The 24079-nt window shown below is 47.8% G+C and carries 18 protein-coding genes; 12 read left to right on the plus strand and 6 right to left on the minus strand.

The annotated features are described in order from the left end of the window. Positions 1-95: 95 nt before the first annotated feature. Entirely contained in the window at positions 96-368 is a 273-nt protein-coding gene (locus JDW22_RS10570) for a hypothetical protein (RefSeq protein ID WP_200523048.1), read from the plus strand. After that, entirely contained in the window at positions 365-1129 is a 765-nt protein-coding gene (locus JDW22_RS10575; RefSeq protein WP_200523049.1) for a hypothetical protein, read from the plus strand. Before JDW22_RS10570 ends, JDW22_RS10575 begins: the two co-directional genes overlap by 4 nt. A 241-nt stretch (positions 1130-1370) precedes the next feature. Here JDW22_RS10575 and JDW22_RS10580 read toward each other — a convergent pair whose 3' ends face one another. The 3 genes from JDW22_RS10580 to JDW22_RS10590 all read right to left on the minus strand — a co-directional run bounded on the left by JDW22_RS10580 (position 1371) and on the right by JDW22_RS10590 (position 4506). Beyond that, entirely contained in the window at positions 1371-1784 is a 414-nt protein-coding gene (locus tag JDW22_RS10580; protein WP_200523050.1) for a hypothetical protein, read from the minus strand. 475 nt (positions 1785-2259) lie between these two features. Continuing rightward, on the minus strand, positions 2260-2658 hold the full coding sequence (locus JDW22_RS10585) for a DNA-binding protein (RefSeq protein WP_200523051.1): 399 nt from the start codon (positions 2656-2658) through the stop codon (positions 2260-2262). A gap of 54 nt (positions 2659-2712) precedes the next feature. Beyond that, the gene (locus JDW22_RS10590; RefSeq protein WP_200523052.1) at positions 2713-4506 is read right to left on the minus strand and encodes a ShlB/FhaC/HecB family hemolysin secretion/activation protein; all 1794 of its coding nucleotides are present in this window, start codon (positions 4504-4506) and stop codon (positions 2713-2715) included. Between the two features lie 207 nt (positions 4507-4713). On the opposite strand from JDW22_RS10590, the gene JDW22_RS10595 reads away from it, so the two are divergent. The 8 genes from JDW22_RS10595 to JDW22_RS10630 all read left to right on the plus strand — a co-directional run bounded on the left by JDW22_RS10595 (position 4714) and on the right by JDW22_RS10630 (position 17489). Continuing rightward, a complete protein-coding gene (locus JDW22_RS10595) occupies positions 4714-12555 on the plus strand; it encodes a two-partner secretion domain-containing protein (RefSeq protein ID WP_200523053.1) in 7842 nt (2613 codons plus the stop codon). Positions 12556-12577: 22 nt separating this feature from the next. After that, positions 12578-13099 (plus strand): hypothetical protein, encoded by a 522-nt coding sequence (locus tag JDW22_RS10600; RefSeq protein WP_200523054.1) that lies wholly within the window; start codon positions 12578-12580, stop codon positions 13097-13099. A 73-nt stretch (positions 13100-13172) separates the two neighbouring features. Then, a complete protein-coding gene (locus tag JDW22_RS14220; RefSeq protein WP_235965490.1) occupies positions 13173-15317 on the plus strand; it encodes a hemagglutinin repeat-containing protein in 2145 nt (714 codons plus the stop codon). Positions 15318-15329: 12 nt separating this feature from the next. Next, a complete protein-coding gene (locus JDW22_RS10610; protein ID WP_200523056.1) occupies positions 15330-15725 on the plus strand; it encodes a hypothetical protein in 396 nt (131 codons plus the stop codon). A gap of 63 nt (positions 15726-15788) precedes the next feature. Then, the gene (locus JDW22_RS13730; RefSeq protein ID WP_235965491.1) at positions 15789-16187 is read left to right on the plus strand and encodes a hypothetical protein; all 399 of its coding nucleotides are present in this window, start codon (positions 15789-15791) and stop codon (positions 16185-16187) included. A 1-nt stretch (position 16188) separates the two neighbouring features. Further along, entirely contained in the window at positions 16189-16599 is a 411-nt protein-coding gene (locus JDW22_RS10620) for a hypothetical protein (RefSeq protein WP_019272763.1), read from the plus strand. Between the two features lie 73 nt (positions 16600-16672). Then, positions 16673-17092, plus strand: a complete 420-nt coding sequence (locus tag JDW22_RS10625) for a hypothetical protein (protein WP_200523057.1) — start codon at positions 16673-16675, stop codon at positions 17090-17092. A gap of 55 nt (positions 17093-17147) precedes the next feature. Beyond that, positions 17148-17489, plus strand: coding sequence for a hypothetical protein (locus tag JDW22_RS10630; protein ID WP_003686448.1), 342 nt, complete (start codon positions 17148-17150; stop codon positions 17487-17489). A 194-nt stretch (positions 17490-17683) separates the two neighbouring features. Here the strand turns inward: JDW22_RS10630 and JDW22_RS10635 are convergent, their stop codons facing one another. Then, a complete protein-coding gene (locus JDW22_RS10635) occupies positions 17684-18634 on the minus strand; it encodes a replication initiator protein A (protein WP_200523058.1) in 951 nt (316 codons plus the stop codon). Positions 18635-18951: 317 nt separating this feature from the next. Further along, positions 18952-21837: a Tn3 family transposase gene (locus JDW22_RS10640; protein WP_001138082.1), complete on the minus strand. Its 2886-nt coding sequence runs from the start codon at positions 21835-21837 to the stop codon at positions 18952-18954. Positions 21838-21962: 125 nt separating this feature from the next. On the opposite strand from JDW22_RS10640, the gene JDW22_RS10645 reads away from it, so the two are divergent. Both JDW22_RS10645 and JDW22_RS10650 read left to right on the plus strand, forming a co-directional pair. Beyond that, the gene (locus JDW22_RS10645) at positions 21963-22577 is read left to right on the plus strand and encodes a recombinase family protein (protein ID WP_000904906.1); all 615 of its coding nucleotides are present in this window, start codon (positions 21963-21965) and stop codon (positions 22575-22577) included. Positions 22578-22712: 135 nt separating this feature from the next. Beyond that, positions 22713-23921, plus strand: coding sequence for an IS4-like element ISVsa5 family transposase (locus tag JDW22_RS10650; RefSeq protein WP_001352368.1), 1209 nt, complete (start codon positions 22713-22715; stop codon positions 23919-23921). A gap of 9 nt (positions 23922-23930) precedes the next feature. Here JDW22_RS10650 and JDW22_RS14190 read toward each other — a convergent pair whose 3' ends face one another. Next, positions 23931-24056 carry a LysR family transcriptional regulator gene (locus JDW22_RS14190; RefSeq protein ID WP_001303004.1) on the minus strand — a complete coding sequence of 42 codons (126 nt, stop codon included), beginning with the start codon at positions 24054-24056 and terminating at the stop codon, positions 23931-23933. Between the last annotated feature and the right edge of the window lie 23 nt (positions 24057-24079).

Below are 24079 nucleotides of genomic sequence, written 5' to 3' on the forward strand. Positions count from 1 at the left end.
CACAATGTACCGTTTTCCAACCTTGCCCCAAAGCCTGCCCCTATGCGTGGAAACATAGTGGGCATTTCTTTTAAACATTGTGAAAGGCATTCGCCATGAATCTCATCTCTTTGGGCTCATCTTGCCCGCATCATCCGCGCTGTTCTGTCGCGTATCTTGTTACAAAACCTGTTACAAAACCTATTTTGAGCGTTACGAAACTTGGCTTTTCTGTGATGAAACCGCATTACGAAATCCAAAAATTTGTTACGAAACTTGTTACGAAACCTCTGTTTTTCCGCCCCACCCTATTCAAAGCGTTACGAAACCGTTACGAAACCCCGCAAAATCCCATGTTTCGTAACAAAAGAGTGGAGGGCGTAGCATGAACACGATGGATTTATTGCCCGCCATCATCGCATTAGGCAGTATGGGCGGATTGTTGTATTTGGGCATTCGCAATCTGCAAAAAGACCAATCGCGCCAAGAAGTGCATTACTGGCAACGTGAGTGTATAGAATTGGAATACGAGAACCAGTTTTTGCATGAATTGAGTAATCGGCTCGTACCGCGTCTAGTCAGCCGATTAGGCGCACCGTTTCAAGATTATTTGATTGAGCGCGAAATACTGGGGCAATTGCCCGCTGAGCCGAATGAGCCAAACGAAATGCGCCAACCGATGCAGGTTTTCTTTGGCGGCAGTGGCAAAGGGATAGACATTACCGCCAGCAATTTTGCGGCAGAGACTTGGGATGATGAAGTGGATGAATACGAAGCTCGCTACGAAGTGAACGATGATGCCGACACCGCATACAGCGAACCACCACCCATTCGCCCATGCGCGCGCCCACAACGCCACAGACGCACTACTCGTCCTTTCCCTAGCCCAACCCCTGCCTTTGCCTACAATGCCCACTGGCAATCTCCGATACGCTCCAATCGGCTTATTTCGCCAACCATGTTTAGGCAGCCTGAAAACGATGATGTGATTGAGGCGGAATACACCGAAGTTTTGCCGAGCTTGCCCAACCGTAGCCAAAGGCAGCCTGAAACGCCCAAACCGCCCGCCACACGCAAGGGTGGCAGACCCAAGAAATACGCCAGCGCAGCGGAACGGCAAGCAGCATACCGCGCGAGAATGGCAGCCTGAAATTTCAAACCGCACAGGCGTAAAAAAGCCCAAACACCGCAGCTCTACTCTGCCGTGTTTGGGCTTTTTTTGTGTGGGATGGCGTGGTGAAACCTGAAAAAGTTGTTACGAAACGCTTGTTTGGCGTGTTATGAAACCCTGTTACGAAACTCATAAAACTGTTGTAAAACAATTTATTGGAGTTTCGTAACAGGGTTTTGTAACGTTACGATTGCTTGGATTTTCTTGTTTTCAAAGCAACTCAATACAACTTACTCAAATCAACCTCATCAGCGGTTGGCCAGCGGCGAATACCTGGACGTTCAGTATGCGACGCGGCGGAGCGCATAGGTTCATCTGATTTAGCCTGCTGTTTAATATCTGATTGATTTGTATCTATTTTTTCATTTTCAGCTTGTGAATTAACTTGATTGGAAGCAGGCGTTAATTCAAAAATAGACGCATTATTTTTAGCCATTTGCTTGCGAATAAAACGGTTAAGCGATTGTTGACTAATGGTTATTTTCTTCTTTTCTAATAAAAAATCCAAAATAACACGCTCGCTGTATCCGCGCGTTTTTAATTCCAAGATTTCAGCAACATAAGGCATCAAAATGGATTGTTTCCCTGTTTTTGCTGGCTCGCGCTCTTTTAAAAAATCATCTAGGTCTTGCATTTCACGCATCCTTTACAACTAAAAAACAGCTAATTACTCAAAAAACAGCCTAATACAATATTGATTACAGCAATCATACACACAGTTGCTCATTTTACCCTACATAACGCGAAAATCACAACTAATAAACGCAAAAAACAGCAATAATACACGTATTAAACGCTTATTTACTCCAATTATTACCGTCAAATACTGTTAATTACAATACTGTTACAACATTTATTACATCATAATACAGCTAAAAACAGGTTAAAAACAATCAAGATACTATTAAAAACATACTATTACTCAAAAATACAACGGCATATTCAGTTCTCACGAAATTCTTTTTTTCAAAACACTCATATCAAACACAACAAACCCTATAAAACTATGAACGCAGGATAGGCGGTCGCCGACAGAACAGTACCGTTAGGGGTGTTTTTGGCACCTGTTGCCTATCCTGCGTCTAGGTTTAAAGTGGGGCTTATTCTGTTTAATCCGCGCTTTTTTTAAAGAACTGCCACCATTTGCGTTGTTGGGTTGTTTCGGTGCTGGTTTGCTGCTCTTTATGTTCTAAGAGCAGCATGGCTTGTTTTAGGCTACCTAAATGGTCTTTGAGGGCAGCATTTTCGGCTTCCAATGCAGCTAAACGGATGCGCATTTCTGCGACATTAGGTGGAATATTGGGGGCGACATCCTGTGTCATGTGCGCATTCTTGTCCGCGTCATTTGGCGCGTTTAAAAGTGAGCCGTAAACTCGTATAAGCTCTGATGTGTCTAGCTTCTTGCCATTGTCGCATTTGCTTAATTTACCTGCGGCAATGTCGCGCTGTATGGTGCGACGGCTTTTGCCCACCAGTCGCGCGGCTTCGCTAACGGATACAATCGCCATGTCGTTTTCCTGTTTATCAATTGTTTGCTGTTTAGTTGCTATTTGCTTGGTTGTTTAGAACGTCCAGCTAACATTAAATCCATACACTTTGTTGGCAGTCTGGAAGTATTGGGGTTTGTGGACGGGCTTGGCGGCAAAAATATCGTAGTTCAATCCTTTTTGGAATTGCCCGCGTACGCCGATGGCGGCACCCATTAGGTTTTTGCCTACAAGGTATTGCGCAGATGCACCTGCGACGTGTCCTGCATCGAGGGCGGCATAGATTTGGTGTCCTGCACGGTATTGCCATGCCAGTTCGTTACGCCAATACCAACCGCGTTCGGCAGATAGACTCATCTCACCATCAAATCCGCGTACGGTGTAGCGTCCGCCAATGGCGAGGCGGTCTAATGGGGTTAAGGGGGTTTTATTCCATTGTCCGTGCCAACGGCTGTCTAACGTCCATTTGCCTTGTTTGCCTATGGGTAGGTTTAGCCCGATGTCTGCCGTCCAAATCTTCATACGGGAAGTACCTTCGTTAAACACCTCTTCGGGGGCGGGTAGTGCATCTTGCATACCTGTACCGCGTTTGTAATTGATTTGTGCGTCTAGTGTGGCTTTACCCCAATATTCTTTGTGGCTTAACGATGCCGCCCAGCCTGCGGTTTTACGGTGTTGCACTTCAATTTCGGCATCATCTATATAGCTGCTGTTCTCTCGTTGCCAGAGCTTAAAGCCCACATGGGTTTTACGTTTGGCATCACGGTACAGTAAGCGCGATACGCCCAAATCACTGCTGCGGCTTTTGCCATTGTAATCATAGACGGTGTAATTGCCTGCTACGGCTTGGTGATAACGGTAACTTTGGTGGTTCAACGACCATAACCAGTTACCAAAGGGGACGGAATAATGCAGCGCAAAGTTCTGGCTTGCGCCCTTCTCGGTGCGCTCATCTATGCCTTTTTGGCTGGGGACATGACCCAATGCGCGACCGTAGGAAATATAGAACAAATCACTTAACCCCAATGGGTTATCGGCAGAAAAGGTTACATTGCCTTGATAGCGTCCTGTGCTTTTGCTGCCCGAATCATCCGCCGATAGGGTTAAACGAAAAGGAACGGTGCGCTGTTGCCACGATACGACTATATCGCTTTCGCCCAATTGCTCGGTGGGCACAATTTGAATATCGGTTTGAGCAGTGGGGACACGTTTTAAATTCTCTAAACCCTGTTCAATCTTGCGTAAATTCAATAATTCGCCTGCACGAATGGGGAACTCATTGTGAAAGGCGGTAATGCGTTCGGTGTGCTCTTGCGCATCTTTTTGCTCAAAACGAACCGAGCGCACTTTGCCGGGTAAGACGGCTAAAACCAATGTGCCTTCACTTAGGTTCTGCGGTGCCGCGAGGATGCGGGTGGTGGTGTAGCCGCGACCAATCACGTCATTTTGCATGGTAACCATTAACTGATTGATGTGCTGCTCGCCCCAACAATTGCCGGCAATAAATCCCACCTGACGCAGTGCGCGGCGCAAAGCAGGTTGAAAGTGGGCAATATCGGCAGGTGAAACGGTGTCATTGATTCCTGTTAAGCGCACAGACTGGATAGCAAAACATTGCGTTTGGTCGGCATCAGCAGATTCGGTTGATGCCGTATCGGAAACAGCCGGGTTGGGCAAAGCAATGGACGGGTTCTCAATCCGTCCATCAGGTTGGGGCATACGTTGTTGTTGCCAAAATTGGTCGCGCTGTTGCTGTTGTTGGATAAGCTGCTCGTTGGGGGTTTGCGCTAAGGTGGTTGTAGGTAGCGATAGGGAGGCGGTGCATATCAGGGCAGATAATGTGCGATGGGTTTGAGTTTTATGGCGCATAGCGAACAATCAAGTAAGGTTAAGATGAGGTTGATTTGTTAAAACGAGTAAGGTTAGCGGTTGTGGTGTAAATCCGTCAATTATTCCCTGTGAAATTTGAATAAAGCGGTTATTTCTGTGGTGTTTAGCATGATTGTGTTACACTTTTGCCTGATTTGTTTTACTTAATTTGTTTGTTTTATTCTCTATTTTGCAGCAGGTTGCTTGATGTCATCCACTACCGTAAAAAAACATAAAAAACACCCACAACGCTTTATTCTTCGCCCCCTAGCCGTTTCGTTGCTAGGGTTTTTAGCGTCCGCGTCAGTGTGGTCGGACGGCATTGTGGCAGACCCGAATGCGCCGAGAGGGCAACAGCCTACGGTGTTGCAGAGCAACAATGGTTTGCCTGTGGTCAATATCCAAACGCCTACGCGCGCGGGGGTTTCGGTCAATCAGTATCGGCAGTTTGATGTAGGTGAAAAAGGGGCGGTGCTCAATAACAGCCACCGAAATGTGCAAACGCAGTTAGGTGGTTGGATTCAGGGGAATCCCTGGCTGGCTCGCGGTGAAGCACGGGTGATTGTGAATCAGGTCAATAGTGCTGACCCCAGCCGTTTGAATGGTTATGTGGAGATTGGTGGGCGACGCGCGGATTTGGTGATTGCCAACCCTGCGGGGATTAACGTCAATGGTGGCGGCTTTATCAATGCCAACCAAGTAACGCTGGGGGCGGGCAATGCGGTTATCCAAGATGGGCGTTATACAGGAATCGCGCAGGGAGTAGGCAGCCTGAATATTGCGGGCGGTGGTTTAGATGCTTCACGCAATGATTACACCAATTTGATTGCCAACGCGGTAAACGTGAATGGGGGCATTTGGGCAAACCGTTTAAGTGTTCAGGCAGGGGGTACATCAGCCGATACGGCAGCACAACCGAATACGTTTGCCATTGATACGGGCGCATTGGGCGGGATGTATGCAGGCACTATTCATTTGATGGTGAATGGCGCAGAGCAAAACAGCATTCGCAATGCGGGGCAAATCTTTGCCCGTGCGGGCGAGGTGCACCTTGATGCGGCGGGCAATGTGGTCAATAGCGGCAGTATCGTGGCGACTGGGGAAGCGGGTTCGGCAACACCATCGGCGGTACGCATTCAATCGCAACATTTAGACAACAGCGGCAGCATTGCCGCCAATCAATTGGCACTGAATCAAACCCGCATCACCAACAGCGGACATTTATTAAGCGCAGGAGAGGCGCAAATCCAAGCCAATACGCTGCATAACAGTGGGCAGATTAGCGGTGCACGATTAGCTGTTGATACGCCCTTTTTGCATAACAGCGGGACGCTGCAACAAACGGGTTTGCAAGGATTAGCCCTACATAGTGCACAGCTTAACAATAGTGGAAAAATCGGCTATCCCGAACCGGAATCATCAGATGCCACGGGCAATTCAGGCGGGCAAAACGGCAATGCGCAGATTTCGCCCGCGCCCAGTACGGCACAAGGTGGCGGCAGCGTTGCTACCCATGCTACTACGCCCATTGCGTTAGCCGAAGGCAAAATCAATGTTCAGCGACTGGACAATACGGGCAATATCACCGCCAACGGCGGCATAGACCTGAGCAATACCGCTCAGCTCAACAATCAAGGGCAGTTAAATCTCAAACAACTGACGGCAATGGGCGAGACGCTCAACAATGCCGGCGGCAAAATCAGCGCACAAAATGCCGCTGTTTCGGTAGCCCAATTCCACAACCGGCAAGGTCAAGTGGCGGCAGAGCAGATGCAGGTTCATAGCCAACGCTTAGACAATACGCACGGCAGCCTTGATGCGCAGGCATTACAACTTTCTGCTCATACGCTAGACAACAGCAACGGTGCGATTCGCAGCGACAAAAATACCCAACTGGCACTTTCAGGCAGCCTGAAAAACCAACAGGGGCAAATCAGCTCAGCGGGAGCGGTGTCGATTCAAGGACAAGCTACCGCATCTCCTACGCTCAATAATGACCAAGGCAGCATCTTGGCAGGTGAGCAACTCTCTATCCAAGCACAATCCCTAACGGGCAAAGGCGAAATCGCATCAGGCAAAGATGCCGAGATTGCCGTACGCAATGACTTCACCACGGAAAATAATCTTACTGCGGGGCGCAAATTAACGCTGCGTACCGAAGGCAATTTAACCAACCGCCATCAATTACACGCAGATGAGGCGGTTGTGGTTGCTGCCCGCCAAATAGATAACCAAGCAGGCGGGGTGATTCAATCAGGGCATTCCACCCAGCTGAGCGCGGACAACATTACCAACCGTGGGCTAATTAACAGCAACGGCTTAACCCATCTGAGCAGCCTGAACACCCTAACCAACACCGGAACAGGGCGGATTTATGGCGACCATGTTGCGCTGTCGGCGCAAGATGTGGTGAACAAAGAAGAGACGGCAAATGGAGAAACCAAAGCGGGTGTGATTGCGGCGCGGCAGCGGTTGGATATTGGGGCGAAGACTGTTACCAACCAAGAAGATGCTTTGCTGTTTAGCGATGGTGGATTGTTTATTGGCAGACAACTTAATGAACGGCACCAAGCAGAAGGTACCGCAGATGGGGTTCATAATGGCAGCGCAACCATAGAATCCATCGGCGATATGGTCATTGACTCCAAAAATCTAGCCAACCGCAACAACCATTTCAGCATTCGTCATGTCCCCATCAATGACCCAACTGCTGACATTCAATCATTCCAAGTTGGTACAGTAGAAAAGCATCACGAAATTGCAGCGAAAGGTGATCCACAACGTTTACCTTTCTCACGATTTAAGGAAGTTAAGTTCGGTCGCAAAGGCACTAAAGGCAAAGTCACTAAATTGGTAGATAAAGCTGCCAATGAATATAGCGATGCAGATTATGAATTGGGTAGAACGCCCATACCTGATAGCAAGATGGACTATTCGCCCAATAGCGAGCTATGGCGTTATTTTGGAATAGAACCACCCAAAGGCGGACCCAAAATTCCCAGTGTGGAAAAAGCCGAGAAACCCGCTGCCTTACCGGAAGGGACATGCGACAGTGCGCATGCTTCCTACAACGCTGCTGCCTGCCAATCCTATCAGCAAGCATGGCAGAAATACGAAACAGACAAAGCGGAAATTGAAGCGTATACGCAATGGGAAGATCAAAACGCCGCGCTTTTTAATGCGTTGAACGATAAAGTAGCTGCCTATAACAGCCAATTTCACCGAGAAATCAAAGACTACACAGATTTTGTTTTTGAGCGTCGTCGATACCGCGATCAAATCGCCAGTTCTAAACCCGGCAACATTCGCGTGGGTGGTAACGCTCAATTCACAGGAGAAATCACCAACGATCAAAGCAATATTTTGATTGGTAAACAATTGTTTGGTGGTTTGGAGCGCATTCACAATGTTTCAATGCCTGCATTTGAATACGTTAAAGACAATGGTACGCGGCAATATACCTATACACGCTGGCGTGGATGGATTAGGGGGCATAAACGATACTGGGACGATAAAGCTCCTTATAACCCACCTGCTGAACGTCATCAAATTAACCTAAATATCTCTGATGTACAGGAAAATATTGCGGTAACACCAAACAAACCTTCTGAGCTTCACGGTTCAGTGGGCGGTCAAGTGTCGCCATTAAATGTGCCTAACGCACGAAGCGACCAAAACCAAAATCACATTCAACTTCCCATTAACAGCCTCTACAGCACCCAACCCAATAATCCCAACTATCTCATCGAAACCGACCCCGCTTTTACCAACTACCGCCGCTGGCTCGGCAGCGATTACCTGTTGGCCGCTTTTGACCCGGTGAACAAGCACAAACGGCTGGGCGACGGTTACTACGAGCAAAAACTGGTCAATGAACAAATCGCCCGTTTAACGGGCTATCGCCGTTTGGACGGCTACGATAACGATGAAGACCAGTTGAAAGCCTTGATGGATGCAGGCATTACCTTTGCCCGCAGCCAACAACTGGTGCCAGGTGTCGCACTGAGTGCTGCGCAAGTGGCGCAATTGACCAGCGACATAGTTTGGCTAGAGAACCAAACCATCACCCTCAAAGATGGCAGCCAACAAACCGTATTGGTGCCCAAAGTTTATGTGGTGGCGCGTAAAGGCGATTTGAATAGCACAGGCAGCCTGATTAGTGCCAATGTGTTGCAACTGAATGCCGATGAGATTCGCAATGGTGGCACCATTGCGGGGCGCAAGGTAGTAGATTTGCGTGCGCAAAACATTGAGCACAGCGGACAAATTCGCGGTGAAAAAGTCTGGCTGGATGCACAAAACCAAATCAATTTGCAAGGTGGCGACATTGCCGCAGGCAAGTTGCTGAGCCTTTCTGCCGACCAAATCAATGCGAGCAGCACCACTGTGACATCGGGCGACAAGCAAAACGGCAATACAGTCGTTGATAAAGTGGCGCGTTTGTCGGTGGGCGAGGATGGCAGCGAAGGCGGCATACTCAGCATTCAATCCCAACATGACACTCATCTAAATGGCGCAGTCGTACGCAATACCAGCCAAGGCGGTAAAACCCAAATTATTTCCGAACACGGCAATGTGGACTTGGGTACGGTGGCAACCGAACGCCATGAAAGTTATGGCAGCCTGAACGATAAAAACCACCGTCATGTCCATCAAACCGCCGAAGTGGGTACCGATATTCAAAGCCAAGGCGATTTGTTAGTAAAAGCGGGCAATGACATCAAAATCCGTCAAGGAAATTTAGACAGTGAAAAAGGACTAACTGCTTTACAAGCAGGGCACGACATCCAAATCAGCGAAGGCAGAAGCACGTTGGATTTTGATGAGTCTGTGTATACCCAATCCAAAGGATTCCTGTCCAAACGCAGCCAGCTAGATACCTACCAACGGCAACATGATGAAGCGCAGGGCAGCAGTGTAACGGGCAAACTGGTTTACATGGATGCAGGGCACGACCTCAATGTGGTGGGCAGCGATATTGTTTCCGAGCAAAAAGCCCAACTGCACGCAGGACATAATACGCAACTGACCACGGCGCAAAGCTATTACAACGACCGAGAATCCCATCAAACGAAAAAATCAGGATTGATGGGAACGGACGGTATTGGCTTTACTGTTGGCAGCAAACAAGACCAATTCACGCAAACTTCACAAGTGGTGCAGCAGGTTGGTAGTACAGCAGGCAGCCTGAATGGTGATGCGCTTATTACCGCAGGCAATCAGTACAGCCAAATCGGCAGCACCGTTTCCACGCCCAAAGGACGCATCACCATTGATGCCGCCAAAATCAATATCGCCGATGCCAAAAACATCCAAATCGGCGAGAGTGAATACGTCCATCAACAAAAAGGGCTCACCATTGCGCTGAGCACACCGATTACCGATTTAGCGCAACAAGCCATTGATACCGCCAAAAATGCCAAACAAGTGGGGCAAAGCAAAAATGCCCGCGTTAATGCCATGGCAGCCGCTAACACTGCCATGCAAGCCTATCAAACAGGTCAAGCTATTAACAAAATTCAAAGTGGCAAAACCAGTGCAACCTCTGTTGGTGTTTCTATCACCTATGGCGAACAAAAAAATCGTCAAACCAGCAGCAGCTACCATACAGAAAGCCAAGCGAGCCAGCTTTTATCGGGAGCTGGTCCGGTGGTATTGATGGCAACAGGTCAAGGCAAAGACTCTCAAATCAACATCACAGGTTCCGATGTCATTGGTAAGGGCGGTACCCACCTTTACGCTGATGGTGGCATTAACATACAAGCAGCAAAAAACACCCACTCCGAGCACAGTCGCAACAGCAATAAAGGCTGGAATGCAGGGGTGAGCCTCAACTTTGGCAGCGGCATCTCATTGGGTATTACCGCAGGCGGCAATAAAGGCAAAGGCTATACCGATGCCGAACAAACCACCTACCGCCACAGCCATGTCGGCAGCAAAGAGGGACCCACAGTAGTCATGAGCGGTGGCGACACCAACATCAAAGGCGCACAAGTAACAGGCAAAGGCATCACCGTACGCGCCGCCAACCTCAACATAGAAAGCCTACAAGACACCGCCGATTACCACAGCCGCCAACAAAACATCAAAGGGCAAGTAACCGTAGGTTATGGCGCATCCGCATCAGGCGATTACAGCAAAAGCAAAATCAACGCCGAACACCGCAGCGTCAGCGAACAAAGCGGACTGTTTGCAGGCGAAGACGGCTTTGATGTCCAAGTAGGCGGACATACCCAACTCACAGGCGGCATCATTACATCCGCCCAAAGCGCAGAAGAGCAAGGCAAAAACCGCTTCCAAAGCGGCAGCATCAGCCAAACTGACCTGCACAACATCAGCAAATACGACGGCAGCAGTATCGGCTTTGGCACAAGTGTTGCCGTCAGCGGCAAATCACTGGGGCAAGAACAACAAGCAGGCAAAATCCAACTGAGCGACGTTGCCAGCCAAAACGCATCAGGATTCAGCAGCGGCTACGGGCGCGACAGCGACCACCAAGAGAGCACCACAAAAAGCGGCATAGGCACCCGCAACATTATCCTCACCGATGAGGCAGGACAGCTTGCTAAAACAGGCTACGGAACAGAGAAAGCCGCGCAACTGGCGTACACCGACATCCGCACCGAGGATGCCGGCCAACAATCAGGCAGCCTGAAAAACCGATTTGATGCGGACAAAGTGCAAAGTGAGTTGGATTTACAAAGAACCGTAAGCCAAGAGTTCAGCCAAACCAGCCAACAAGTCAATAAAGCCATCAACCAAAAAATAGATGCTATTAACAGCGAACTGGAAAAAGGCAACCTCAGCGACGCAGAAAAAACCAAACTGGAAACCCAAAGAGACAACTGGCAATACAGCAAAGTATTGCTCAACATGGTTGCCTCAGGACTGTCCGCACCCACCCAAAGCGGCGTAGGCATTGCTGCTGCCACCGCTGCCCCAGCCGTATCCTATGAAATCGGACAATACTTTAAAGCCCAAGGACAAGAAGGCAGCCTGAAACACATCGTAGCCCATGCCATTTTAGGCGCAGCCGTATCCGCAGCAGGCGACAATAACGCCCTAGCAGGAGCCCTAAGCGCAGGAGGCTCAGAGGCGGCTGCGCCCTTGATTAGCCAATGGCTGTACCAAGAAGCCGATGGCAGCAAATTAACGGCGGAGCAGAAAGACACCGTTAATGCCATCACCAGCGCACTGGGGGCGGCAACGGGTGCGGCAGTGGGTGGTACGGCAACCGATGTGGCGCAGGGCAGCCTGAATGCTCAGAATGCGGTGGAGAATAATTTTGGTGTAATACCTCTCCCTGCACCAAGTCCCGTTCTACCATTTCATAATTCATCATCAGGAATGACGCGAGAAGAGCAGTTGCTTTTGGGGCGTACTTCCTCTACTGATGCAAATGAAGAGGCAGCACGAGAATTAAGTAAAGCAGCTTCAAAAGCTGGGAGATTGATTAAAGCAACAGATGGTGTTGTTGTTGGAACAGTTATTTGTCTTTTTGATTCTCGCTGCCCCAGCGTTTCAGAAGCATCCCAAAGTATTTGGGATGATGTAATGGGAAATCAAAATAGTGGTAGTTCTACCGATGCTGAACAGAAATCAACTCAGGGAACTGCCCAATCTAACAGACAATCCCAAGCAGCGGCTGGTGCGCCTATGCCACCAAACCCTGATGATGATAAAAATAGAAGAAACCAACATCAACAGGAGCGTGAAAAACAAGTAAAGCAACAAATATCAGAAGAAATTTCAAAAGTTGAAGATATTGTAAGCTATAAAGGGAGAGAAGCCGCTAGTAATGGTGGACTGAGAAAAGCTCTTGAAGATTATGCAAAAACAGGGGAAAAAGTAGGGGTACGCAACCCATCTAATCATATACAAAAGGCTAGAGACAATCTTCGTACCCTAAGTAAACAAGAAAAAAGGATAAAGAATTCTACGCTAAATGAAAATGATAAGAATGAATTACTTAATAGAATAAAAGCGATAAGAGACGAAATTGAGCCAGCTTACAATAAAGCTATTTCAAGAGAAAATCATACAAAATAGCACAGAAAGAAAAAGAGGTTTTATGATTACAACATCTACAATAGAAGCTATGATAGCTGGTGAGATAGAATTTAAGTTTTATTTTCCAGAATTAATTGCAGATATATCCAAAAGAGAAATAATTAATTTCAATAGATTTAGATTTGAAAAAGAATCTAATGGGGTATATGAATACAACCATTTTTACGAAGAAAAAGATTTAACCTTATCCGAATATTATTTCTTCTCTCTAGGAAAAGATAATATTTGTTCATATAATGACTTTTTAATTCTTATAAAAAAAATGGTCGTTGAATATGAGAGTATTTCATTTGTTTCTTTTATTTCCAACGAAACAAGATATTTCAAATTAGGAGAATGCGACAATATTTTTTCATACTTATTTAATTTATTTATTTTTTGTAAAAGTAAAAACTCATTTTTTAATTTAAAAAGATACATTTTAAATATATTTGAAAACAATTATGAATGGAGTGATGGAATATTTAAATTAAGCATGCTAAATAATAATAATAGATATAAATTAAGCGTTTTAAATTTATAAATTAATGTAAAATTAATAACAAAATCTGCAATTGTCAAATTATTATTCATTTATGTTCGGGCAATTTTTAAAATTGCCAAGGCCCTACAAAAACGAAGGCTGGAACGCAGGGGTAGCCGTTTCTGCCGACAAAGGCGCATCACTGGGCTTTACCGCAGGCGGCAATAAAGGCAAAGGTTATACCGATGCCGAGCAAACCACCTACCGCCACAGCCATGTCGGTAGCAAAGAGGGGCCCACAGTAGTCATGAGCGGTGGCGACACCAACATTAAAGGTGCCCAAGTAACAGGCAAAGGCATCGCCGTACGCGCCGCCAACCTCAACATAGAAAGCCTACAAGACACCGCCGACTACCATAGCCGCCAACAAAACATCAAAGGGCAAGTAACCGTAGGTTATGGCGCATCTGCCTCAGGCGATTACAGTAAAAGCAAAATCAACGCCGAACACCGCAGCGTCAGCGAACAAAGCGGATTGTTTGCAGGTGATGATGGCTTTGATGTCCAAGTAGGCGGACATACCCAACTCACTGGCGGCATCATTACCGCCAGCCAAAGCGCAGAAGAGCAAGGCAAAAACCGCTTCCAAAGCGGCAGTATTAGCCAAATCGATCTACACAACATCAGCAAATACGACGGCAGCAGTATCGGCTTCGGTGCCAGCGTTGCCCTCAGTGGCGAAACGCTGGGTCAAGGCGCACAAAACAACAGCAAACTCACCACCGTTGCCGACAAAAACAGCCAAGGATTTAACGGCGTAGGCTACGGGCGCGACAGCGACCACCAAGAGAGCACTACCCATAGCGGCATAGGCACCCGCAACATCATCCTCACCGATGAGGCAGGACAGCTTGCTAAAACAGGCTACGGCACCGACAAAGCAGCGCAGTTGGCATACACCGACATCCGCACCGAGGATGCCCAAACACATTCAGGCAGCCTGAAAAACCGCTTTGATGCGGATAAAGTGCAAAGTGAGTTGGATTTACAGCGCGAAGTGTCGCAGCAATTTAGCCACAACGCAGACATCGTTCGCGCAGAGTTCAACAAAGACCTAGACGCGCTAAACGAAAAAATTAAAACCGAGAAAGACCCAGAGAAACAAAAAGAATACGAACAACAACGCGACAAACTACAACAACGCCAAGTCTTCTTTAATATGGTCGTTGCTGCCCTAAGCGCGCCCACCGACAGCGCAGCAGGTATTGCCGCCGCCACCGCTGCGCCCGCCATTTCCTACGGCATCGGGCAAGAATTCAAAAATAACAAACTTAAAAACGAGAAAGACGGGGGCAATCGACCAACAGAAGGCAGTGCTACCCACATTGCCAGCCACATGGCACTGGGCGCAGTCGTCTCTGCCCTAGGCGGCAATGACGCAGTAAGTGGCGCATTAGCCGCAGGAGGTGCAGAAGCATTAGTGCCCCTGTTCTCCAAAGCCATGTATGGCACCACAGACCCCGAGAAGCTCACGGCAGCGGACAAACAGAACCTGTCCAATATGGCACGGCTGTTTGGAGCTGCTGTGGGGGCGGCAACGGGCAATGGCACGGCAAATGGGTATGCGGATGTAGCGCAGGGTGGGATGAATGCGGGCAATGCGGTGGAGAATAATTTTGGTGTAATACCTCTCCCTGCACCAAGTCCCGTTCTACCATTTCATAATTCATCATCAGGAATGACGCGAGAAGAGCAGTTGCTTTTGGGGCGTACTTCTACTGATGCAAATGAAGAGGCAGCACGAGAATTAAGTAAAGCAGCTTCAAAAGCTGGGCGATTGATTAAAGCAACAGATGGTGTTGTTGTTGGAACAGTTATTTGTCTTTTTGATTCTCGCTGCCCCAGCGTTTCAGAAGCATCCCAAAGTATCTGGGATGATGCAATGGGAAATCAAAATAGTGGTAGTTCTACCGATGCTGAACAGAAATTAACTCAGGGAACTGCCCAATCTAACAGACAATCCCAAGCAGCGGCCGGTGCGCCTATGCCGCCTGATCCTGATGATGAGGGTAATGAAAAAAGAGGAGAAAAAGGTAAAACATTTAGGGGAGGAAGTAAGAAACAACGAGATAATTGGTATGGTTATAATGATAGGAAATTTCAAAATTGGTGGCATCGAGAAGGCAAAAGAGATTGGGGGAAAGATATTGATAATGCAGCAGAGGCGAAAGCAGCATGGGATGAATGGAATGCACTGGGGAAACCCAATCCGAAATAAAAAGGGAAATTTATGCAAAACAAATTAAACAGTATTTTGTTAAATAAACATTTATCTGATATTGATAAAAATAACTTAATTTTAGACTTAGCAGAAGCTCGAGATGTAAACTTATATGAGAATATTTTAGAATATTTGAGTAAAAGTCAAGAAAGTAAGTATAAGAGCGTACTTGTTTATGCTTTAACTTTTTATCCTCCTGAACCACTATTAGAAAAAGCTATAGCTTGGTTAATTACGGGGAATTTTGATGTGGCTCATAGTGCTTTTAATATCTTAAATAGTATTGAAGAAATAAGTGGCGAACAAGTAGATAAATCTTTTAATGATTTAACACTATCGTTAAAGGATATTCATGAAGAATGGCGAGTGGAATTAATTAATGAGATTTTAAGTATGTTTAATTAACCAGCGTTCCATGAGTTAGCCGTAGTAGGCATAAAAAGAAGCCAATACGGCAAAACCAATCCAATGCTTATCGTATTCAATCACTTACCAATCAAATCAGACGACTTGAGCCTGATTTTAAAGGCATACCAAGTTTGCGAGACCCAAACCGTCCTATTCCAAACGAAGATCGCAAATAATCCTTATATCCCTAAACCAGAAGGGAAATTTACAATAATGGATTATCTTCCTGAAGCAGCACGTATTACAAAAAAAGGGGGAGAAATTGTGATTAATGGCACATCAAACAATAAGTATTTAAGAGGAATTCCAAATGAGACAGAACTGGCCCGAATGGGATTAAGGTTAAAATATAATGGTCCGTTAAAGGAGGAGTTTAAACGACTGGAATTTCATAAGAGTACTGGAGCCAACTTGGACTCAAAAAATCTTAAAACCATTGTATTTGAAAAGGTAAAATAATATGACAACTTATACTATTCCAAGAAAAGATTATCAATTTCTGTATATATATGAGGGCACTCTATTAAACTATACTTTGAAAAACAATGAATTTCATATCATCGTCAATTGTGTGGATTATCCAGATTTACCTCAAGAAATCCCTATGCCTAATTATTCAGACTGGGTAAAAATTAAATTCAAGCAGTTCAGCTATCTGAAATTTATCTATGGATACGCTACAAAGAGCCAAGATAAAGATATCGATAATGTATTGGAGCTTGGAGAATTAAAGCAGGATGATGAAATCTTGGATTATGGAGGTACGCTGGAATTGATAGGCGGTAGATGTGATCTTCTAACTGGTTTTAGTATAGATATAGTTTGCCGGGAAATAGAGTTAGAATTTTTAGATCAGGAGAGTTTTAATTAAACAAGCCGTAGCATGGACTCGCTACCGGCAGGGAGTGCATGCTACCCAAGCAGCCTTTTAAAGGTAAAATAATGTGACAACTTATACTATTCCAAAAAAAGATTATCAATTTCTGTATATATATGAGGGCACTCTATTAAACTATACTTTGAAAAACGATGAATTTCATATCATCGTCAATTGTGTGGATTATCCGGACTTTCCTCAAGAAATTCCTACACCAAATTACACAGACTGGGTAAAAATTAAATTCAAGCAGTTCAGCTATCTGAAATTTATTTATGGATACGCTACGAAGAGCCAAGATATGAATATCGATAATACATTGGAGCTTGGAGAATTAAAGCAGGAGGATGAAATCTTGGATTATGGAGGTGCGCTGGAAGTGATAGGCGGTAGGTATGATCTTCCGACCGGTTTTAGCATATATATAGTTTGTCGGGAAATAGAGTTAGAATTTTTAGATCAGGAGAGTTTCAATCTAATATTATGACGATCCAAACAGATAAGTATGGTAATTTAATAACTACGACCCCAGGTAGAATACAATGAAGAATAATGTTAAAAATTGGACAACGAAAGAAGTCAAGCAATCATTAGATGAATTTAATGATGTTTTAATTAAAAATACTTTTCTTCTTCAGTATCTGAAAAAAGAGTTTTCAGCTTCAAGTGCTTATTGTTTGTCTATGCTGCCTGAAGAAGAAGATATATATGAAATATTGGTTAATGGGAATATTATTGTTGATTTAGAATTTAATAAACATACAAATGAAACAGTTGTTATTAATGTTACTGATGTTGATGAATACTTGAAAACTTTAACCAATGAGAGTGGTAGAGTATTTTTTACATTAGCAAAAGAAATCGGCAAACAGAAAAACATTTAACAAGAGCGAAATACAAATTAAAAACTCAATGGAGTGATGGCGTATTTAGGATAGATATTCTGAACGAAGAAAATAAATTTTGTTTTTTTCCTCATGTTTTGGGGAGTAATTACAAAATGAAATCGCTGACGTGATTATATCGGATGCTGTTCAAGCGACCTGAAAATAGAACTTTTTTCAGGCTGCCTTTGTGGTTAACGGAGAAATTTAGACAAATCCCGATTGCGCACTTTTAACACATCTTTCTTATCATCATAAGTCAGTCGGTAATCGGGCAAATCATTGCTGGCAACCAACTCCTTAATCGCTTGCCTAAAACGGCGCAGCGTTGCCATACTGCCCGATTTCCTATGCAGTATTTCTAGGGAAATGTGCCATTCTTTTTGCTTGCCGCAATGTTTGGCACATAGCTCATAAATGCGTCTATCTAGCGGTTTACGCAGCCTGAAATAATCTGCCGATATGGTTTTAACCTGTTTGGCTTCAATGGAGCGAAACAGCCAATCGGGCAGGGTTACTTCAATCGCAATAATCGGACTGTTTTCGTCTGTCTCGTCTTTGTAAATAATATCTACCTTATCCAAAAGACCAAAATTGCTTTCTAATCGGTAATTCCCTGTTTTTACGTTGGTTATAATTCTTGTACCCGCTAACCTAAACAATGCTTCGCGGAGCAGTTGATAGTATCTTCCGCTGGTATTTCGGTTTGTGGAAACAAGAAAATCATAAGCCGTAAAACGCACAACACGGTTAATTGGTTCGTTATTATTTTGAGCATTTATCAAAGCAGAAATGCAGTAAATCCAAACATCTTTATCGTAAATCGTGGCGCAACCAAATGAGCTTGGCATAATGGTAATTGTGTTTCCATTATGTTCGTAAAACCTATTCCGAGTATCACCATTTTTCAGCGCAAAAATGGGATGCTCCATACTGGCTAAATCATCTTTGAGTGAAGCATCAAATACATCAATCACAAAGAAATCAGCATTAGGATGGCGTTTGGGCGATAAGTGGGATTGAACAACAGCCGTACCTTGTTTGGCGTTTTCAGGCTGCCTTTGGGTATTGTTGGGATTCTTTTTGGCAATCTCTGCCATGCGTGCTGCTAGAATATCTTGGGCACTTTGTTTAGAATGTGTCATTGTGGTTAGCCTAGGTCAGTAGGTTAATCATACGCCCCCTTGTTGATGTTCACGCATTACTTGGGGGCACTTTTGTTGATGGAAAATCACATTGTAATATCGTCATTTCAGGTACGCAAATTTATCGTCATTCTAGGTACAAAACTATCGGCATTTTAGGTACATGGCACGTCATTTCAGGTACATTTTCGGCATTTTGGCACGTCATTTCAGGTACACCAAACTCGTCATTTCAGGTACACGAACCATACTGTATCTCTTTATCCATGCGCCCTGCGCAAACCGGGGTCGTTTGCGGGAGGGGGCGGAATCCTACGCTAAGGCTTTGGCCAGCGATATTCTCCGGTGAGATTGATGTGTTCCCATCCGAGCGGCGAAACATGGGCCAAGAGATCGGGCGATAGCAGCTTTCCATCGCGTTTCTGGTTTGCAACGACCTCGCCGAGCTTCATGGTGTTCCAGAAGATGATGATGGCGGCGAGCAGATTCATGCCGGCGATGCGGTAATGCTGGCCTTCGGCGGAACGGTCGCGGATTTCACCGCGGCGGTGGAAGCTGATTGCCCGCTTCAGCGCATGATGAGCTTCGCCTTTGTTGAGCCCGATCTGGGCACGCCGTTGGAGTTCGGCATCCAGAATCCAGTCGATCATGAACAGGGTGCGCTCGACGCGACCGACTTCCCGCAGGGCTGTCGCGAGCTCGTTCTGCCGCGGATAGGAGGCGAGTTTCCGCAGAATCTGGCTTGGCGCGACGGTCCCGGCAGCAATGGTGGCGGCGATGCGCAGGATGTCGGGCCAATTGCGCTCGATCATGGCTTGGTTGACCTTTCCGCCGATCAACGCTCGCAGGTGCGCCGGGGCGGCCGACGGATTGAACGCGTAGAGCCGTTTGGATGGCAGGTCGCGGATGCGCGGAGCGAACCGGTAGCCGAGAATGGCACATGCGGCAAAGACGTGATCGGTGAAGCCGCCCGTGTCGGTGAACTGCTCGCGGATATGGCGTCCAGCATCGTTCATCAGCAGGCCATCGAGGATGTAAGGCGCTTCGCTTGCCGTTGCAGGAATCACCTGGGTTGCGAACGGCGCATATTGGTCGGAGACGTGGCTATAGGCTTTCAGGCCCGGGGTATTGCCATATTTCGCGTTGACCAGGTTCATGGCCTCACCTTGCTCTGTAGCGACGAAGAACTGTCCGTCGCTCGAAGCCGACGTGCCCATGCCCCAGAACCGGGCCATGGGTAACGCTGCCTGTGCCTCGACCACCATGGCCAGCGCCCGGTCATAGGCTTCGCCCTCGACATGCCACCGTCCAATGCGGATCAATTCCCAGAAGGTGTGGGTGTTTGTCGCATCCGCCATTTTGCGCAAGCCGAGGTTGATCCCTTCCGCCAAGATAACGTTCATTAGCCCGATCCGGTCAGCGCAGGGTGCTCCTGTGCGCAGATGGGTGAACGCTTCGGTGAAGCCGGTCGCCGCATCCACCTCCAGCAGGAGATCGGTGATGCGCGTGGGCGGGATCTGCTTGTAGAGATCGAGCACCAGATCTTCGGCGCCTGTCGGCGCGGCGGCTTCGAGTTTCTCGATATGCAGAACGCCGTTTTCAATCGACCCGCCCGGGATCGTGCCTGCGCGAGCGGCACGGCCAAGCTCGCGCAACCGCATGTCGAGGCGAGCTTGCCGGTCTGCCAGCCATTCCTCCGGCCGCAATGGCACAGCGAGACGACCGCCTTCCGCGATGGATTGTGCCGGAACGAGTGCGTGTTTCAGATCGCCATAGCGCCGGGACCTAGTAAGCCAGACATCTCCGGAGCGGAACGCATCGCGCAGATGGAACAGCACCGCGATCTCCCATAGGCGAGCGTCGCCAGCCCTCTGGGCCCGAAGGTGGCGATGCCATTTCGAGCTGGGCCGCAAGAAGCTGGTCATCGCGGCATCGTTCAAACCGGTACGAAGGGCCGTCACCGCTTCCAGAAGCGGCAGTGCAACGGGCGCAGCTCGCAGATCGAGCAGGCGCAACATGCGTGGAGCGTATCGGCGGAAGCGGTGATAACCGTCGAGCACATGATTGAGCGGATCGTCGGCCATGGTGGCGGTCAGCCTGGTTGCCATTGCAACAAGGGTTTTTAAGCCGTCCCACCCTGACCCACTCGCGATGACATCGCCCAGCGGCTGGCCATCATCCTGTGCATCGACCAGGGCGCCCCCGATCTCGGCGAAGGATTTCAGGGTGTCACGCACCACCCCCGCTTCGTCTGCGACCTTTGCATGGCAAATACGCTCCGAAGCACGGTAGAGACGGCCGACGATCCGGTCGTGGGTTTCGACCACTGCGTCGGCCAACATCGCCTGCCATTCCGAGACGCAAACAGCCAAGATCGCAAGCCGCCTGTCCTCCGGGAGATCGCGCATGCCGTCGGCATAATACCGTTCACCCTGCCTGCGCAGACGAGTCACCCGATGGGCAGGAACGCCGGCAAGCAGATCCTCGGGGAGATCGATGCGTTGCAGATATTCGAGCCGGTCGAGCAGCCGGTTGGCCGACGAAGAGTTCGAGCCAGGCTCGAACTGGCGCAGCCACACAAAACGGGTCACCCGATCATCAGCCGTCTCCTCGAGCAATGCCAGCAACTGTTCTCGGATCGACATAGGCAGCCGACTGGCGATCCTCGTCTCGATGCGTCGCTCGGCATCGACGAGAGCCGCGGCACAAAGCCGCTCGATCGTGGATGTCGCGGGAAGGACAGTGCGGGTGCGTCGGCACTCGGCTACGAAGCGACGGGCGATATCCTCGTTCGACACCGCCATCTCGGCTTCTCGGAACAACCATTCCTTCAGCTCGCTCGCACCACGTCCGGAGAAGGTGCGGAAGCCGTAGAGCCCCCGTAACTCGGCAAGATGCTCGTGCCGTGTTTCCTCGCGGGCAGCATAGTCTACGAGATCGTCGGCACCCAGGCCAAGCTGCGCTCCGATAAATTCGATGACCTCTGCAGGGATCAGTTCGCCTGGAGCCAGCACCCGGCCGGGATAGCGCAGGACACACAATTGCAGGGCGAAGCCGAACCTGTTGTGAGCGCGCCGACGCAGCCTGATATGCCCAAGGTCTTCATCACTCAGCGTATAGTGCTTGAGCAAATCCGTCTGTGAAGTCGGCAAGCGCAACAGCGCGTCTTTCTGCCGATCGGTTAGAGTGACGCGACGCGGCATACATGTTCCTTTTTCAAAATCTGATAGCGTTCAAGACGCTTTGTTTATGAAGCTGGTTGAGATACATTTCCAGAGGTCAATGCAATCGTGGCCGAAGCGCCGCCTCAAACCAACGTTTGTGATACATGCTGATCGGATATGCCCGCGTCTCCAAAGCCGATGGCTCGCAGTCTCTCGACCTGCAGCACGACGCCTTGCGCGCCGCAGGTGTCGAACGGGACAATATCTATGATGATCTTGCTTCCGGCGGTCGTGATGATCGCCCTGGCTTGACTGCCTGCCTCAAGTCATTGCGTGACGGCGATGTGCTGGTGGTCTGGAAGCTCGATCGCCTCGGACGATCGCTTGCCCATCTGGTCAACACGGTGAAGGAGCTGTCAGACCGCAAGATCGGCCTGCGGGTTCTGACTGGAAAGGGCGCTCAGATCGACACCACGACTGCGTCCGGTCGCATGGTGTTCGGAATCTTCGCCACCTTGGCCGAGTTCGAGCGGGATCTGATCCGAGAGCGCACCATGGCGGGTCTCGCCTCCGCGAGAGCGCGCGGTCGCAAGGGCGGACGAAAATTCGCGCTCACCAAAGCTCAGGTGCGTCTCGCGCAAGCCGCCATGGCCCAGCGCGATACTTCAGTTTCCGATCTCTGCAAGGAACTCGGCATCGAGCGCGTCACTCTCTACCGATATGTCGGTCCCAAAGGCGAGCTCAGAGACCATGGAAAGCATGTTCTCGGACTTACGTAGCAACTCGTTTCTTTTCGCAGGTTGAGCCCTGATGAATCCCCTAATGATTTTTATCAAAATCATTAAGTTAAGGTAGATACACATCTTGTCATATGATCAAATGGTTTCGCCAAAAATCAATAATCAGACAACAAAATGTGCGAACTCGATATTTTACACGACTCTCTTTACCAATTCTGCCCCGAATTACACTTAAAACGACTCAACAGCTTAACGTTGGCTTGCCACGCCTTACTTGACTGTAAAACTCTCACTCTTACCGAACTTGGCCGTAACCTGCCAACCAAAGCGAGAACAAAACATAACATCAAACGAATCGACCGATTGTTAGGTAATCGTCACCTCCACAAAGAGCGACTCGCTGTATACCGTTGGCATGCTAGCTTTATCTGTTCGGGCAATACGATGCCCATTGTACTTGTTGACTGGTCTGATATCCGTGAGCAAAAACGGCTTATGGTATTGCGAGCTTCAGTCGCACTACACGGTCGTTCTGTTACTCTTTATGAGAAAGCGTTCCCGCTTTCAGAGCAATGTTCAAAGAAAGCTCATGACCAATTTCTAGCCGACCTTGCGAGCATTCTACCGAGTAACACCACACCGCTCATTGTCAGTGATGCTGGCTTTAAAGTGCCATGGTATAAATCCGTTGAGAAGCTGGGTTGGTACTGGTTAAGTCGAGTAAGAGGAAAAGTACAATATGCAGACCTAGGAGCGGAAAACTGGAAACCTATCAGCAACTTACATGATATGTCATCTAGTCACTCAAAGACTTTAGGCTATAAGAGGCTGACTAAAAGCAATCCAATCTCATGCCAAATTCTATTGTATAAATCTCGCTCTAAAGGCCGAAAAAATCAGCGCTCGACACGGACTCATTGTCACCACCCGTCACCTAAAATCTACTCAGCGTCGGCAAAGGAGCCATGGATTCTAGCAACTAACTTACCTGTTGAAATTCGAACACCCAAACAACTTGTTAATATCTATTCGAAGCGAATGCAGATTGAAGAAACCTTCCGAGACTTGAAAAGTCCTGCCTACGGACTAGGCCTACGCCATAGCCGAACGAGCAGCTCAGAGCGTTTTGATATCATGCTGCTAATCGCCCTGATGCTTCAACTAACATGTTGGCTTGCGGGCGTTCATGCTCAGAAACAAGGTTGGGACAAGCACTTCCAGGCTAACACAGTCAGAAATCGAAACGTACTCTCAACAGTTCGCTTAGGCATGGAAGTTTTGCGGCATTCTGGCTACACAATAACAAGGGAAGACTCACTCGTGGCTGCAACCCTGCTTACTCAAAATCTATTCACACATGGTTACGTTTTGGGGAAATTATGAGGGGATCTCTCAGTGCTCAGCATGTTTGAGTGCTTTACTCGCCGCGGGTTGAGAAATATGTAAAACTTCAGCCGCACGCGTTAAGGAACCACAAGTCATTACAGCATAAAAGATATCGAGATGTCTTAATTTCATTCCATGTAGCCTACTGATTATTT

The sequence above is a fragment of the Kingella bonacorsii genome, from assembly GCF_016623605.1.
GTDB classification, from domain to species: domain Bacteria; phylum Pseudomonadota; class Gammaproteobacteria; order Burkholderiales; family Neisseriaceae; genus Kingella_B; species Kingella_B oralis.